Below are 15116 nucleotides of genomic sequence, written 5' to 3'. Positions count from 1 at the left end.
CACTTGTCATCAATTCGCCGCCTTATGCTTGATAAAAGCTAAAGCACGATCAGTGTATGCGCGCCGCAGATCTGAGTGCTTCCAATCTACAATTTCCCCTAGCCCTAGTACCAATAACCCCCCTGGTACTAACCGCTCAACTAGGCAATTCACGATCATTTTGCGCCGCCAACGCCGGAAATAAATCAGTAGGTTTTGGCAGAAAATAATATCCATACCGTACATTGGGGCCTTATTAAGCTCCAAAACATTAACTCGGGCAAAACATACCCGCTCTTTAAGTCCTGGATTTACCTCAAATTTTTGCTGCCCAATACTTCTAAAGTATCGATCACGAATGTCTGAATCTATATTTTCTAGTTTACGCTGACTATAGATTCCCTGCCTGGCTTTAGCCAAAGCAGGTACACTAATATCCGTTCCAGTTACACCAAAATATTGAGATTTGCCTTGTTCGCCGAGAACTGCATTTGCGAGCATTGCTAGAGAATATGGCTCTTCACCGGTTGCGCAGCCAACACTCCAAATTTCAATAGGTTTGTTGAACTCGCTTACACGCTGGCTTAAGTACTCTTCAACAACTTCAAAGGAAGGACGGTGCCGAAAGAAGCTGGTTTCCTGAACAGTTAAGCGATCTACAAGGGTTGTCCACTCTTGTGCCGCTGCTGGGCCATTCATAATCTCTTCAAAATAGGTCTGGTAATCTGAATAGCCGAGCTCACGCATGCGTATGCCAACACTGGTTTGTAAAAACGACTTTCTTTGCTCAGATATACGCATGCCAGTCCTATCTTCAAGAAGAGACTGCCACTGCTCAAACTGTTGCTGGTCCATGTCAGGCAGTGACTGCATTGACCAATCTTTAGTTATCATGCTCACTTACTTCAGGCGACCCACCTTTGAATTAAACTAAACAGTGTTATAAACCAAAGGGACTATTAACCCTCTGGCAGCTTAAAGCCTGCTACCGATTTACGCATTTCAGTAGCCAGTTCAGCAAGGTGTCCGATAGAGTTAGCAGTCGCATTGGTACCCGCAGAGGTTTGAGCTGTAATCTCTTGAATAACGTTCATCGTATTAGAGATATGACCTGCAGATGAGGCCTGTTGACGTGCTGCGTTAGAAATGTTTTGAATCAAGTCAGCAAGGTTTTTCGATACTTTCTCGATCTCTTCTAGTGCCACACCCGCGTCTTGTGCGAGGCGAGCACCTTTAACCACTTCTGAAGTCGTTTGCTCCATCGAGATTACCGCTTCGTTGGTATCTGTCTGAATGGTTTTAACCAACGCTTCGATCTGTTTGGTTGCCGCAGATGCACGTTCCGCCAAGCGCTGTACCTCGTCGGCAACCACCGCGAAACCACGTCCTGCGTCCCCTGCCATCGATGCCTGAATCGCCGCATTCAATGCCAGAATGTTCGTTTGGTCAGCGATGTCATTGATCAACGATACGATATCACCGATTTCCTGAGATGACTCACCCAGACGCTTGATACGCTTAGAAGTATCTTGAATCTGTTCACGAATGGTATCCATGCCGGCAATGGTATTCTGTACAACCTCATTACCTTTGTTCGCGATCGCCACCGACCGCTCCGCTACCGCAGCAGACTCAGAAGCGTTAGCCGATACCTGGTCAATCGACACAGCCATCTCATTAACCGCTGCAGAAGCACCTGCAATCTCTTGAGCCTGGTGCTCTGCGGCTTCAGCAAGATGCATCGCTGTTGCTTGGGTTTCTTGTGCAGCTGAAGCCACTTGTACTGCTGTGTTATTGATGGTTGCAACCAGCTGCCTTAGCTGGTCAATAGAGAAGTTGATAGAGTCTGCAATCGCACCAGTGAAGTCTTCCGTTACCGTAGCCGATACAGTTAAGTCACCATCGGCCAGGTCAGCTAGCTCATCCAGCAGTCGCAGGATAGCCGCCTGGTTTTGTTCATTATGCTCTGCTTGCTCCTGTAAACGCTGGCGAGTATCACGAACCATAACCAAACCAATCAAGACAATTGATAGTACGGCCAACAAGCCAAATAGTGCACCCGTTTGGGTACTGATAACCCGCTCACCTTCCAAGCCTTCAAACAGGTTTACTAACTTAGATGCTTCTTGGAGTAGCTGCTGAGAATCAGCAAAAATCTGGTCAGATGCTTCACGGACCTGAAATAACTCTGGGGATGTTTCAAGGATTTCATCCACACTACCATCAACAAACTCAAACAAATCAGAAATTTCATTCAGTCGGTCAATAGCTTCACTATCAGTCACTCGGGTAATACCTAACTCACTGTCGCCATTTATCATCCCGCGTAATACACGACCAAATAAGCTAGCATCACGACCGAAGCTGTCCGCAGCCATAACTGAGTCTTCGGTACCTTCTAAAACTTTGTTTACACTACCTAGGATACGTTCTGCTAACCAGGATTGCTTTTGTGCCAGTGCAACCTGACCAGCCGGGGCATTGGTTTCCAGCAGAATTTCTACTACCTCATCATATTCAATTTGCAGCTGTGGGACTGTTTCAGATAAGGTGCCTGCTACATCATGAAGAGAGAGTACAGTATCTTCTGTATTCATGATGTCATTCGCGTTTTTACTCACCCGCTGCCATATTCCTGCAAGGGAGCTCATCTGCTGATTGAGTGTATCTGAATTTTGCTGCTCTACCGCAGGAAGGTCATCAGATCCCTTCTGCAAGGTAGTAAAGCTTACATTGAAGGCATCATGGGCAGTACGTAGCAGTTTAAACGCATCACTCTTACCCGCTGCAGCCTCTGTAGAGTTTTTTGCTATCTGCTGAGAAAGTACCCGCAACTCCCCTGAGTGACCTATATATTCCTTGTCTTCAGAGGCTTTATTATTTACGTAAAGGAAGTTTGCGATCATCGCAACTAATGAGACAATTAACAGCACAAACAATGCAGCGATTATTTGGCTGGTTTGGTTCTTCGCAGATATACCCTTCATATGTATTTGGCCCCCACATGGCCTACAGCTTCTTGTTATGGCACAGTGTTAAACAAAATAATGGTGGTTACGCCACCTGCTGCTTCCTACTACTTCAATTCCTATACAGCAACTTTTGAAAAGCTTGGGTGCTCTGCCAGAGCATACAGGCTAAAAATCAGCCAGCGACCATCTTCTCTTTCATAAGAGCCCGTCAGAAATGACTGAAATGGCTCTGGTGTGCTGCGTGGTATTTGGTCTGAGTAGCCATCAACAGGGAAATGCTGCATCCCCATAACCTCATCAACCACTAATCCGCTAAACAGTTCACCATGTTCAACAACCAGTATACGCCGGCTTTTTCGTGCTGAAGCCAGCTGGTGTCCAAGAAAAGTTGGTAAATCCATTATGGGTAACAGTCGTCCACGAACATTCGCGATTCCCTTTACCCAACTTTGTACTCCTGGCAATTGAGTATAGTTAGGAACTGGTAAGATTTCTGCCACTTCACCCATTGGGGCCACAAAGTTCAAGTTAGCAAGACGGAAACCTATTCCACTCCACTGGGCTTTAACTTCGGTTTGGGCTGGAAGACCTGCCGCATGTTGACGGCAACGCCTAGCAATTGATTGAAGAAGCTCAAAAGGATGTTGCACTTCTGACATGATTTAAACCACTCTAACAACCAGCCTCAAAGTACATTATTGAGTGTTTTCACTAAAACAGATTCCTCGACAGGTTTCGTAAGATAATCTTTTGCCCCCTGACGTTTACCCCATACGCGATCTGTCTCCTGATCTTTTGTCGTAACAATAATCACAGGTATATGACTAGTGTCGGGATCTTTCGTCAACTGTCGTGTAGCCTGAAAACCATTTAATCCAGGCATTACGATATCCATTAATACGGCATCTGGCTTCTGATCTCGCGCAAGAGCAACACCATCAGCTCCGTTATCAGCCTCCAGGACTTCGTGGCCGTGCTTTTCTAACATTTCTTTAAGCTTGTACCGTTCAGTAGGAGAGTCTTCAACAATTAGTACTCGAGCCATAAATCCCCCAGCTACAAACATTACCAAAACCACTCCCAAATAAAGGAATGGCTCTTAAAAATTACTTACGCCAAATTACGCATTGGCAGAGGCGCTAGAACTCGTGTTGACATGCGCCCGAATCGCCCCAAGCAGCTCTTCTTTACTAAAAGGCTTAGTGAGGTATTGGTCAGAACCCACAATGCGACCTTTTGCTTTATCAAACAAACCATCTTTGCTTGACAGCATAATCACAGGTGTCGATTTAAATGCACTGTTATTTTTGATCAGTGCACAGGTTTGATAACCATCAAGGCGTGGCATCATGATATCAACAAAGATGATGTTTGGCTGCGTATCTGCAATTTTAGCCAGGGCATCAAAACCGTCAGTCGCAGTGACGACTGTACACCCAACTTTTTTAAGCAGAGTTTCCGCTGTGCGACGAATAGTCTTACTATCGTCGATCACCATCACCTTCAAACTCTTAAAATCATCTTCCATATCTTAAGCCTTCAGCCCAAAGGAAATTACTTTTGTCTCATTCGCAGTGGTTTGACCACTAAAAGTTAGACAGAATTCCGTGCCGTCAAATGTTTTAACACACAATCCTAGTGCAATCTATAAGAAACGTTACGTGTTCAACATTCCTTTATTGTAGCCTCTTGACAAGTATATGAGGGAGCTTCTATTCCTTGAAGCATATTAAGCATATAGCTAGCAACTGTTTACCTTACAAATAGTTTAGCTATCAAATGGCAATAAGGGTAAACTTCATCACCTTAAACATATCTTTAAACTGAAGGCAACACTAGGGTGTGTATATGACAGTACGGCTCGGAATAGTGATGGACCCTATTAAAACTATCAATTATAAAAAAGATAGTTCGCTTGCAATGTTAATTGCCGCACAAAAACGCGGCTGGTCCCTATTCTACATGGAGCCTGAAGATATATTCCAAAGCCAAGGACAAAGTATGGGTATTGCCAGCCCATTAACCGTATTTGAGGATGCTAATCATTGGTTTTCTCTTGAAGAACCTCAGCGCATTGCTTTATCGAGCCTTGATGTAATTCTAATGCGTAAAGACCCCCCTTTTGATAATGAGTATATTTATGCCACTTATTTACTAGAGCAAGCTCAAAACCAAGGCACTCTGGTTGTTAACAACCCGCAAAGTCTCAGGGACTGTAATGAAAAATTCTTTGCCACTCAGTTCCCCCAATGTGCACCACCAACCTGTATTTCAAGGCGAGTTGATTTACTTAAAGAATTTGCTGCCAGTTATGGTGATGTTATTTACAAACCTTTAGATGGCATGGGTGGAAGCTCCATTTTTCGGGTACAGCCTAACGACCCCAACTTAAGTGTCATCATTGAAACACTGACGCTGCATGGTCAGCGACAGATCATGGCACAACAATATATTCCTGAAATAAAAGAAGGCGATAAACGGATTCTACTCATAGACGGTAAGCCTGTTCCTTATGCGCTTGCACGTGTGCCCGCCAAAGGTGAGCTACGAGGTAATCTAGCAGCAGGCGGCTCTGGGGTTGGTCAACCGCTATCAGAACGAGACCTATGGATTGCAGAGCAAGTTGGCCCCGTACTACAAGAAAAAGGCCTGATATTTGTAGGTATTGACGTCATTGGCGATTTTTTGACAGAAATAAATGTCACAAGCCCTACCTGTATTCGAGAACTTGACGCTATATTTCAATTAGATATCGCTAACGAACTGATGAATTGCATAGAAAAAAAGCTCCAAGCGCGGAGTACTTCATAGACTTTTTCATACAGGGTTGGCAAACTTGCTCCCTTTGTATCTGCCTCCTGCAGGTTAATATGGGGCAAGGCGCTTCAAACCAAATGGAAGTAAACTAAGCTGGATGAATAACGGTATGGTTCAAGCGAAAACTCTAGTATCTGCCAATGATCGCCTGCTATTTAACCTTTTTATTGCACTCGCAATTCATGCTGCAATAATTTTGCTAGTAAGCTTTGACTTACCTGAAATAAAGCCTGCGCCTGTTCAGACTCTAGAAATTACTTTAGCCAATTATAAAAGTGATAAAAAAGTCAAAGATGCTGACTTTTTGGCCCAGGCAAACCAAGAAGGTAGTGGCACCCAAAAAGACAAGGCTCTTCCTACCACGAATCGAAAAGCACAATTTCGTGATAATCAGGTGAGGAAAGTCACCCCCCAGCCTCAACCTCAAGCAGCACCAACCCAAGCGCAGCAAAAGTCCAATATTGTCACTACGACTCAAAGTAGTTCACAAAAGGTACACAAACAACAGGAAGAAAAAAAGAAGCTCAAGAGAAGCAGTCAAGAAAAAACTCGACAGAGAATCGACTTAAGCTCAGAAATTGCCTCTCTTGAAGCACAGCTTGATCAGCAAGTTCAAACCTATGCTAAACGCCCAAGAGTCCTCCGCTTAACAGCTGCATCAACCATGCAGAGTCAAGGAGCTTACTATAAAGAAGCATGGCGGCGTAAAGTGGAGCGCGTTGGTAATATAAATTATCCCCAGGAAGCCAGAGAGCGCAAGCTGTATGGCAGCCTTCGTTTACTGGTAGCAATTAACTCGGATGGTAGTATCAAAAATATTCAGGTCTTGCAGTCATCTGGCCATAAAGTCCTTGACTCCGCAGCTATCAAAATTGTTAAAGCAGCCGCTCCTTATCCTCCATTCACAGGTGATCTTAATGATATTGATCTTTTAGAGATCATCCGCACCTGGCGCTTTGAAAAAGGTAATTACCTTTCAAGTTTTTAGTTTTTCTTTCGTTGGGGCTTGTATTAAAACCACTAAGCCCCAATACTTTTAATATGAACACTACATCTACCCAAAGCTTCAAGGATCACTTTTTAATTGCCATGCCGCATTTAAAAGATCCTAACTTTGCTGACTCTGTTACTTATATTTGTGAACATAACGACCAAGGTGCAATGGGGATCGTTATTAATCGTCCAACAGGCTTAACGTTGGATGAAATTTTTCGCCAAGTGGGTATTACCCCTTCCCATGGCAATGCTCACATCAGTGATATCATTTGTGCAGGAGGTCCCGTTGAGCTTGAGCGGGGCTTCGTACTTCACTCTCCCAGCGAAAGTCATTGGGAGGCTACATTGCAAGTAGCTCCTGGTGTACAACTCACCACATCTAAAGATATATTATTAGCCATTGCTCAGAATGAAGGGCCAGAAAATGCGCTTATCGCCTTGGGCTATTCAGGCTGGGATAAAGGCCAGCTGGAACAGGAAATACTCGACAACTCATGGCTTGTTTGTAAAGCTGACCCAAATATTCTCTTCAACACACCTATTGGTGATCGATTGAATGCAGCCGTTGCAGCATTAGGCATTAATCGTAGTATGCTCTCACCCGTTGCCGGCCACGCCTGATCCATTTAGAACACTCCAGACTTTGAAATGACAATACCCACTAACATTAAGTGTCTTTTAGCATTCGACTTTGGAACACAATCAATAGGTGTGGCAACAGGTCAACGCATTGTTGGTACTGCATCAGTTTTGCCCCCTATCAAAGCTCGTGATGGTATTCCAAATTGGGATGTAATTGCCGAAATCATCAAAGAGTGGCAGCCTGATGCATTTGTAGTAGGTATACCCTGCAATATGGATGGCACTGAAAGTGAAATGAGTCGTAGGGCAAGAAAGTTTGGCAACCGGCTCCATGGACGTTTCAATAAACCATGGTTTCCTATGGATGAGCGCCTTAGCAGCTTTGAGGCCAAACAGTATGCTGCTGAGCTTGGTCATAAAGGTGACTATGCCTCAACCCCAATTGACAGCCTTGCTGCACAACTTATTCTTGAAACTTGGCTGGCTATGCATCCTATCTAAACCAGCACTCATTAATAAGTACCTCAAAAGGCTTTAAAACAAGCGTTGCCTATCAGACTCCTCCTCCTGAATACTAAGACCTCCCGCAACTGAGTTCAGATGCTCAGAATCAGTTTCTGAGCCCAGCTTAATCATTAAGCGTAAGTCATTAGGTGAGTCTGCATGGGCAAGAGCATCCTCATAAGTTATTTCACCGTGCACATACAAGCTATAAAGTGCTTGGTCAAAAGTCTGCATACCTAGCTCAGTAGACTTAGTCATTAGCGGTTTTAACTCATGCACAGCCCCTTTTCGAATGATATCAGATGCTAATGGGGTATTGAGTAAAACCTCTACAACAGCACGCCGTCCTTTTCCATCTGGTGTAGGTATCAATTGCTGGGCAACAATTGCACGTATATTTAGTGATAAATCCATCCAGATTTGCCCATGCCGATCCGCAGGAAAAAAGTGGATAATCCGGTCAAGTGCTTGGTTAGCATTATTTGCGTGTAACGTAGCAAGACACAAGTGCCCTGTTTCGGCAAATGCTACGGCATACTCCATAGTTTCTCTTGTGCGCACCTCTCCAATCATGATGACATCAGGCGCCTGACGTAAGGTATTTTTCAGTGCTACTTCAAAGCTATCAGTATCAAGCCCAACTTCCCGCTGGGAAATAATACAGCCTCGATGTTGATGAATGTACTCAATGGGATCTTCAATGCTGATAATATGCCCAGAGCTATTGGCATTTCTATGACCAATCATAGAAGCAAGTGAGGTTGACTTACCTGTGCCTGTGGCACCCACAAATATAATCAAGCCACGCTTGGCCATCGCTAAGTCTTTAATGACATCAGGAAGACCTAAGTCATCAATCTTTGGAATATTTGTTTCAATACGCCGCAAAACCATGCCGACAAGGTTACGCTGATAAAAGGCGCTTGCCCGAAAGCGACCAATACCCCGCGCACTTATCGCAAAATTACATTCATGGTTTTCTAAAAATTCCTGCTGCTGCTTTTCATTCATTACCCCTAAAACAGTCTCCCTGGTTTTTTCAGGAGAAAGTGCTGTTTTGGTAACGGGTACAATACGACCATGGACCTTGATGCTAGGAGGAACGCCAGCAGTAATAAATAAGTCAGAAGCCGCTTTTTCCACCATTACTCGTAATAACTTCTCAATTTCCATAAAACCAACTCCAATGAAAATGCTTTAAGCTCGATAATGAAAGCCCCTTTAAAAGTTCTCCGGTATCTTGGCTTTTTCTTTGGCTGATTCTCTGGAAATCAGACCCCGCTGCAGCAATTCTTTAAGATACTGATCCAGTGTTTGCATGCCCACGCTAGCACCCGTTTGAATTGCTGAATACATCTGAGCTATCTTATCCTCACGAATCAGGTTTCGAATCGCTGGCGTACCAATCATGATCTCATGAGCTGCCACTCGTCCTCCTCCTATTCGTTTAAGCAATGTCTGAGAGATTACAGCCTGTAGCGACTCGGACAGCATTGATCGAACCATGTCTTTCTCTTGAGCAGGGAACACGTCAACCACCCGGTCAATTGTTTTAGCCGCTGAGGTGGTGTGCAAAGTCCCAAATACTAAGTGCCCGGTTTCTGCCGCTGTCAGCGCTAAACGAATTGTCTCCAAGTCCCGCATCTCCCCCACCAGAATAATGTCGGGGTCTTCCCGCAAAGCCGAACGTAGAGCTTCTGAGAACCCTAGCGTATCCCGGTGTACTTCCCGTTGGTTTACCAAGCACTTTTTTGACTCATGAACAAACTCAATGGGGTCCTCAATGGTCAAAATATGTTCGTAACGATGCTCATTAATGTAGTCCAGCATTGCCGCAAGTGTTGTACTTTTACCAGAACCTGTGGGTCCCGTTACCAGTACAATCCCCCTGGGAAAGGCACAAATATTTTTAAATGTTTGCCCCATGCCCAGCTCCTCCATGGTCAGGACCTTAGAAGGGATAGTCCGAAATACCGCTCCAGCCCCACGGTTCTGGTTAAATGCATTAACCCTGAAACGAGCCACACCTGGTACTTCAAATGAAAAGTCTGTTTCCATAAACTCTTCATAATCGCGCCGTTGCTTATCGTTCATAATATCGTAAATCAGTCCATGAACTGTTTTATGCTCCATGGGTGGAAGATTGATGCGGCGAACATCGCCATCAATCCTGATCATAGGAGGTAATCCTGCAGAAATATGAAGGTCTGATGCACCCTGTTTTGCACTAAATGCCAACAACTCAGTGATATCCATTTGAGTTCCCCAAACATTTATAACTTCTTTTTTTACAGCTTAGCTCTGTCTTTCCAAAAGCCCTAATTTACCTGGATTGCTTATTCACTAGCTTAAGACTGGCCTCGCCATAACATGCTTTTTTTCAAGATTTAACGATGGGCTTTCTTTTGAGGTGAAAGCCTTTGTGAACATTTTGATTTAAGATTACATGGTTTATTATCCTCTTACCAAGCAGTCTAAATCGTGGTTTACCATGTCAAACATAGCTAATAATCTACATACCATACGCCAACGAATAAGTACTGCTCAGCAGGTGGCAGGGCGAGAAGAAAACACTGTACAGCTATTAGCCGTAAGTAAGAACCAGCCTATTGAGTCACTGGAAGAGGCCTATGCCGCAGGCCAGACGTTATTTGGTGAAAACTATTTACAAGAAGCTTTACTTAAAATGAGTAAGCTTTCTCACCTCAATATTAGTTGGCATTTCATTGGACCCATTCAGTCAAATAAAACCACAACAATCGCTCAACATTTTTCTTGGGTACATAGTGTAGATCGTTTAAAAATAGCACAACGTTTAAATAATGCCCGCTCAGGTATGGACCCACTAGATGTATGTATTCAAGTAAATGTTAGTGAAGAACCATCTAAGTCAGGTGTTTTACTCGACCAGCTGGAGCCTTTAGCGGCTGAAATACTACAACTGTCTAATTTGACTTTACGTGGATTAATGGCAATACCTTTAGCTACTTCTGAAATCACTGTTCAACAGCAACAGTTTCATCAGCTAGCTCAGGCCTTAAAGCATCTTCAGCATACATTCCCTGATGCGAAACTAGATACACTCTCTATGGGAATGAGTAGTGATATGGAAGTAGCCATCAAAGAAGGCGCTACGATTGTGCGAATTGGTACAGCCCTATTTGGTGCCAGAAAATAAATAGCCAAACTGCATACAGTGACCATAAAGGAGTTCGCATGCACAAACCAACGCTTGCTTTTCTTGGTGCAGGTAACATGGCCAAAAGCATCATCAACGGATTATTAACAAATGGTTATTCACCCAATTTAATCAGGGCAACAGATACCAGAGCAGAGGCCTTAATATCGCTTGAATCTCAATTAAATATAAACACCAGTAACGATAACCGTGAGGCAATGAAGCATGCTGATATTGTAATACTCGCTGTGAAGCCTCAAGTGATGTCTGATGTGCTTAACGAGTTAAGTACTCAGCCCGGCTTAGATAACAAGCTGTTATTATCCATTGCGGCAGGCATTACTACAGCATTCATTCAACAACATTTCAGCATTGAACTCGCTATAACCAGGGCAATGCCTAATACACCTGCAATGGTTGGTTGCGGAGCAACAGGGCTATTCGCCAACGACCTTGTCTCTGATCAGCAAAAAGCTTACTGCGAATCAATATTCAATGCCGTAGGCACAACTTGCTGGGTAGATGAAGAAAGCACGCTGGATGCAATTACTGCGATATCTGGCAGCGGACCTGCTTACTTCTTTCTCTTTATGGAAGCCCTTATTGATGCAGCAATACAACGAGGACTTCCTCCGGATATGGCCAAACAGCTGGTCATGCAAACCGCTGCAGGTGCCGCACTTATGGCAAATACCAGTGATCAAGCAATAGCAACTTTACGAAAAAACGTGACATCACCTGGGGGCACCACAGCACAAGCATTGAATGTGTTTGAAGAGAATAACCTTCGACTGCTGGTAGATCAGGCAACTGCTGCTGCCCAACAGCGAGCACAAGAACTTAGTAACCCTGAGTAACACTACTATTGAAAATACAGGCTAACATCCTTATTTGATTAACCATTAAAGGTCAGTGGTAGACAGAAAATCGTGCACTAACATGGTACAAAGCTGGCCTAAATAGAATATGCGCTCCTGAAAACAGCAAGGATTAATAGATCTATGCACTCGCCTATCTTCAGTACACTTAACTATATACTGCAGACCGTGGTAGGACTTTATATACTAGCCGTTCTACTTCGCCTATTATTGCAGCTTGTTCGCGCCGACTTTTACAACCCTATTTCACAGTTTATTGTTAAAGCAACTAACCCACTATTAGTACCTTTACGCCGAGTTGTTCCCAGTGTTGGTGGCGTTGACACTGCCAGCTTAACACTGGCTTTTATTATTCAAATACTCCTGTTGTATATCATTGCGGCTTTTGATGGAATTTCCCCGGCAGACTTAAGTGTTTTTGCAGTAGTCTTTACTGCCTTACTTTGTTTAATTGCCGCTATTCTAAAGTTTTATTTTTTTGCACTTATCATTATTGCAATAGCCAGTTGGATTGCGCCAGGCAACTATAACCCTGCAATGATCATCCTTCGCCAAATAACTGACCCAGTCACAAACATAGTTAGAAGAGTTATTCCTCCTATAGGTGGATTAGACCTTTCAGTGATGGTGGTTATTCTTGCCATTTTCTTTATTGAGCAAGGGCTGTTAGTCAGCCTAGCAAGCATTAACAGCGAAGTGCTCTCATTAAGTATTCGCAGTGTAGTCATGCCACTTCGCTAATTAGCAATACTCAAGATCACTCCCTATAAGCGCTTTTAAAAGCGCTTTTTTATTAACTTGAGGAATATTGTTGCCTACAATAAAACCAATTAACTTGTAAGACAGTTACACTATTTTTTTAGTTATTCAAAAACACACATCAAATATTGTCTTTCAGTTTTGATTGAACACTTTTATTAGAAAAAACAACAACTGACTTAAAAAATAAGATTAGACGTCAATTATTTGACAATTTTGCGCAGCTCGTCACATTACCCCACTACTCACATTGACCAATTCGCTTCCCGTTCGTTTAATTGATATGACATGCCTGAAAATGGCGGGAATCTCTTTGCTTGGATGTAAGGCAGCGGCAACAGGATAAGAAAGGTAGTCATCGATGAGTCGTGGCCAGCTAGTATGCCAAATAGAAAACTATATTCAATGGAAGCTTGACCTCAAAAATCAGCTAGCCCGTTACCATGCTTGGTTAAAAAACAACAAGCTTGATAACCAAGAATTAGAACAACGCATTTCGAGGACTACACGTCTTCTGAATGAAGATCGTATAGGGCTAGTCTTCACAGGGGAAAATTCCAGAGGCAAAACAGAGCTTGTTAATGCTTTATTTTTTGCCACATATGGGCAACGGTTACTGCCCAGTGAGATAGGTCGCACAACAATGTGCCCCACTGAACTGACATTTGACCCTGAGCTAGAACCTGCAATTCGCTTGCTACCTATCGAAACCCGTAAAAGTGACCAGCCCATAGAGTACTACCAGGCTGTTCTTAGTCGCTGGACAACAATTCCACTCCGCTCAAATAATGCTGAAGAACTAATAAAAGCCTTCAATGAGGTATCACGCACTAAGCAAGTCTCAGTAGAAGAGGCTATTGCTTTAGGTTTTTCTCCTGGAGCCTTAGAAACCAATGAAGCTAAGCCAGGAACAGTATTTATTCCTAGCTGGCGCTACGCCACTATTAACTTTGATCACCCCCTTCTACATCATGGTATTCGCATCTTTGATATGCCCAGCTTAGATGCTTACGGGAATGAGCCAGAAGTAGCTCTCAACATCCTCAATACTGCACAAGCAATTTGTTTTGTCGTCAGTGCTGATAATGGTGTTGGGTTAGGGGACTTAACATTATGGCGCCAGCATATACGTACGTTTCTTGATGAAACGAACAAGTCACTCATCCCTGTTTTAAATAAAATTGATCTGCTGTGGGATGAATTAGAAGGTGAGCGATTTACCAATTTAACAATCGATCACCGTTGTCGGACTATTGCTAAAAAACTATCACTGGATGCAACACAAATACTCCCAGTGTCGGCTAAGCACGCTATCTTGGGTAAAACCAAGAATAATGCACGCTTCTTAGAGCGAAGTAGGATTCAATCATTAGAAGAAGAGCTTTCCAATGCCATTAGCCAACATAAGGAAGGCTTACTCAATCAAAATGTATTGCGGGGTACTCTCGATCTGATGCATAACAGCCGCAATAGTATGGTTGAGCGTCACAATGCGCTTCGAGAGCAACAGCAAAAAATCAGTAACGAACATAATAACCAAGCTATTATTGACTCATTTAATCAGCAAACTCGACAAGAGCACGACCTCTTCCACAAGCGTTTACTGACATTACGTTCCAATCGGAGAATGCTGGCCAGACAATCTGAGCTATTACAGGCTGCCGCAGAAACAAAACAGTTTGAACAGTATCTGTACAAAATAAAACCAGACTTAATCAATAACTGGCAGCCTGGTGCTAACCTAGCGCAAGGCATTGCAGAATTCTTTAGAATGATTTACCTGGATTTAAGCTCTCTGCAAATGGAGGTTAGCATGGCCAATAAACTTGCTGCCTCTCTTTATAAAAAACATGGTAATCACAGCAGTAATACGGCCAGTGTAGCTGATAAGGAATGCTTCAAGCCGCCTCACTTTGACCTTAACCGCTTTATTCGTCAATTAAGAGCCCTTCAAAGTCGTGCGGAAGGCATTAACCTTCAGTTAAAAGATTATATTAGTAAAGACGGATTAACTGTTCAACGCTTCTTCAATGCATTACTACTGAATATAAAGAAAGTGCTCAACGCCCTTCAAAAAGAAATTCTCTATTGGGATGAAGACGTTTTGCTTCCTTTGACTCAACACACTTTGGAGCAAAAACAACTTATTGAGCAGCAAATGGTTCAGCTGAAAAACTTAATGATAGATACAGGCCAACGGTGGCGTGCAGAGAAACTAGGTCTTTTTATCAATGATCGTGAGAAGCAGCTAGCTGTTGCTGATACTTTTATGGGCAGTGACTTATCTCCTACCGGTAATACTGAATTTAACGGCAATATGCCATTTTAATACTCACTTCAGAAATACTTCAGTAGGCCATAGTTCGAATAGCCAAACTATATAGCTTATGGCCTCCACTTTTGGCACTTAACTAATCCAACACTTAGTTGATATAGTACTACATCACCTGT

At 43.3% G+C, this 15116-nt stretch carries 15 protein-coding genes; 8 read left to right on the top strand and 7 right to left on the bottom strand.

Annotated features, from left to right (window positions below):
• Positions 1-9 precede the first annotated feature (9 nt).
• The 5 genes from KHS79_RS17795 to pilG form a co-directional block, all read right to left on the bottom strand.
• Positions 10-873: a CheR family methyltransferase gene (locus tag KHS79_RS17795; RefSeq protein ID WP_027706671.1), complete on the bottom strand. Its 864-nt coding sequence runs from the start codon at positions 871-873 to the stop codon at positions 10-12.
• A 65-nt stretch (positions 874-938) separates the two neighbouring features.
• Complete coding sequence (locus KHS79_RS17790; RefSeq protein WP_212720722.1) at positions 939-2966, bottom strand: methyl-accepting chemotaxis protein; 2028 nt, start codon at positions 2964-2966, stop codon at positions 939-941.
• A gap of 101 nt (positions 2967-3067) precedes the next feature.
• Complete coding sequence (locus KHS79_RS17785; protein WP_027706673.1) at positions 3068-3610, bottom strand: chemotaxis protein CheW; 543 nt, start codon at positions 3608-3610, stop codon at positions 3068-3070.
• 26 nt (positions 3611-3636) lie between these two features.
• The gene (gene pilH / locus KHS79_RS17780) at positions 3637-3996 is read right to left on the bottom strand and encodes a twitching motility response regulator PilH (RefSeq protein ID WP_094789489.1); all 360 of its coding nucleotides are present in this window, start codon (positions 3994-3996) and stop codon (positions 3637-3639) included.
• A 75-nt stretch (positions 3997-4071) separates the two neighbouring features.
• A complete protein-coding gene (gene pilG, locus KHS79_RS17775) occupies positions 4072-4479 on the bottom strand; it encodes a twitching motility response regulator PilG (protein ID WP_027706675.1) in 408 nt (135 codons plus the stop codon).
• A 320-nt stretch (positions 4480-4799) separates the two neighbouring features.
• On the opposite strand from pilG, the gene gshB reads away from it, so the two are divergent.
• From gshB to ruvX, 4 genes are all read left to right on the top strand, one after another.
• On the top strand, positions 4800-5762 hold the full coding sequence (gene gshB / locus KHS79_RS17770) for a glutathione synthase (protein ID WP_027706676.1): 963 nt from the start codon (positions 4800-4802) through the stop codon (positions 5760-5762).
• A 103-nt stretch (positions 5763-5865) separates the two neighbouring features.
• The gene (locus KHS79_RS17765; RefSeq protein WP_233468485.1) at positions 5866-6756 is read left to right on the top strand and encodes an energy transducer TonB; all 891 of its coding nucleotides are present in this window, start codon (positions 5866-5868) and stop codon (positions 6754-6756) included.
• Between the two features lie 53 nt (positions 6757-6809).
• Positions 6810-7385 carry a YqgE/AlgH family protein gene (locus tag KHS79_RS17760; RefSeq protein ID WP_212720720.1) on the top strand — a complete coding sequence of 192 codons (576 nt, stop codon included), beginning with the start codon at positions 6810-6812 and terminating at the stop codon, positions 7383-7385.
• A 27-nt stretch (positions 7386-7412) separates the two neighbouring features.
• Positions 7413-7847 carry a Holliday junction resolvase RuvX gene (ruvX, locus tag KHS79_RS17755; RefSeq protein WP_027706679.1) on the top strand — a complete coding sequence of 145 codons (435 nt, stop codon included), beginning with the start codon at positions 7413-7415 and terminating at the stop codon, positions 7845-7847.
• Between the two features lie 33 nt (positions 7848-7880).
• On the opposite strand, the gene KHS79_RS17750 is transcribed toward ruvX, so the two are convergent.
• On the bottom strand, positions 7881-9023 hold the full coding sequence (locus KHS79_RS17750; RefSeq protein ID WP_094788886.1) for a PilT/PilU family type 4a pilus ATPase: 1143 nt from the start codon (positions 9021-9023) through the stop codon (positions 7881-7883).
• A 48-nt stretch (positions 9024-9071) separates the two neighbouring features.
• Positions 9072-10106, bottom strand: a complete 1035-nt coding sequence (locus KHS79_RS17745; protein WP_094788887.1) for a type IV pilus twitching motility protein PilT — start codon at positions 10104-10106, stop codon at positions 9072-9074.
• Positions 10107-10341: 235 nt separating this feature from the next.
• Here KHS79_RS17745 and KHS79_RS17740 point away from each other — a divergent pair, with 235 nt between their 5' ends.
• From KHS79_RS17740 to KHS79_RS17725, 4 genes are all read left to right on the top strand, one after another.
• A complete protein-coding gene (locus KHS79_RS17740; protein ID WP_094789491.1) occupies positions 10342-11028 on the top strand; it encodes a YggS family pyridoxal phosphate-dependent enzyme in 687 nt (228 codons plus the stop codon).
• A gap of 38 nt (positions 11029-11066) precedes the next feature.
• Complete coding sequence (gene proC / locus KHS79_RS17735) at positions 11067-11885, top strand: pyrroline-5-carboxylate reductase (RefSeq protein WP_212720713.1); 819 nt, start codon at positions 11067-11069, stop codon at positions 11883-11885.
• 144 nt (positions 11886-12029) lie between these two features.
• Positions 12030-12647, top strand: a complete 618-nt coding sequence (locus KHS79_RS17730) for a YggT family protein (RefSeq protein WP_094788889.1) — start codon at positions 12030-12032, stop codon at positions 12645-12647.
• A gap of 379 nt (positions 12648-13026) precedes the next feature.
• Positions 13027-14994 carry a dynamin family protein gene (locus tag KHS79_RS17725; protein WP_051310709.1) on the top strand — a complete coding sequence of 656 codons (1968 nt, stop codon included), beginning with the start codon at positions 13027-13029 and terminating at the stop codon, positions 14992-14994.
• Positions 14995-15116 lie beyond the last annotated feature (122 nt).

The organism is Zooshikella ganghwensis (genome assembly GCF_018263875.1).
Lineage (GTDB): Bacteria > Pseudomonadota > Gammaproteobacteria > Pseudomonadales > Zooshikellaceae > Zooshikella > Zooshikella ganghwensis.
The sequence above is the reverse complement of the archived record's forward strand: the minus strand, read 5'-3'. Positions and strand labels throughout refer to the sequence as shown.

Coding starts and splice junctions, on each gene's coding strand:
- KHS79_RS17795 (WP_027706671.1), bottom strand. CDS start 873: ATGATAACTAAAGATTGGTCAATGCAGTCACTGCCTGACATGGACCAG.
- KHS79_RS17790 (WP_212720722.1), bottom strand. CDS start 2,966: ATGAAGGGTATATCTGCGAAGAACCAAACCAGCCAAATAATCGCTGCA.
- KHS79_RS17785 (WP_027706673.1), bottom strand. CDS start 3,610: ATGTCAGAAGTGCAACATCCTTTTGAGCTTCTTCAATCAATTGCTAGG.
- pilH (WP_094789489.1), bottom strand. CDS start 3,996: ATGGCTCGAGTACTAATTGTTGAAGACTCTCCTACTGAACGGTACAAG.
- pilG (WP_027706675.1), bottom strand. CDS start 4,479: ATGGAAGATGATTTTAAGAGTTTGAAGGTGATGGTGATCGACGATAGT.
- gshB (WP_027706676.1), top strand. CDS start 4,800: ATGACAGTACGGCTCGGAATAGTGATGGACCCTATTAAAACTATCAAT.
- KHS79_RS17765 (WP_233468485.1), top strand. CDS start 5,866: ATGAATAACGGTATGGTTCAAGCGAAAACTCTAGTATCTGCCAATGAT.
- KHS79_RS17760 (WP_212720720.1), top strand. CDS start 6,810: ATGAACACTACATCTACCCAAAGCTTCAAGGATCACTTTTTAATTGCC.
- ruvX (WP_027706679.1), top strand. CDS start 7,413: ATGACAATACCCACTAACATTAAGTGTCTTTTAGCATTCGACTTTGGA.
- KHS79_RS17750 (WP_094788886.1), bottom strand. CDS start 9,023: ATGGAAATTGAGAAGTTATTACGAGTAATGGTGGAAAAAGCGGCTTCT.
- KHS79_RS17745 (WP_094788887.1), bottom strand. CDS start 10,106: ATGGATATCACTGAGTTGTTGGCATTTAGTGCAAAACAGGGTGCATCA.
- KHS79_RS17740 (WP_094789491.1), top strand. CDS start 10,342: ATGTCAAACATAGCTAATAATCTACATACCATACGCCAACGAATAAGT.
- proC (WP_212720713.1), top strand. CDS start 11,067: ATGCACAAACCAACGCTTGCTTTTCTTGGTGCAGGTAACATGGCCAAA.
- KHS79_RS17730 (WP_094788889.1), top strand. CDS start 12,030: ATGCACTCGCCTATCTTCAGTACACTTAACTATATACTGCAGACCGTG.
- KHS79_RS17725 (WP_051310709.1), top strand. CDS start 13,027: ATGAGTCGTGGCCAGCTAGTATGCCAAATAGAAAACTATATTCAATGG.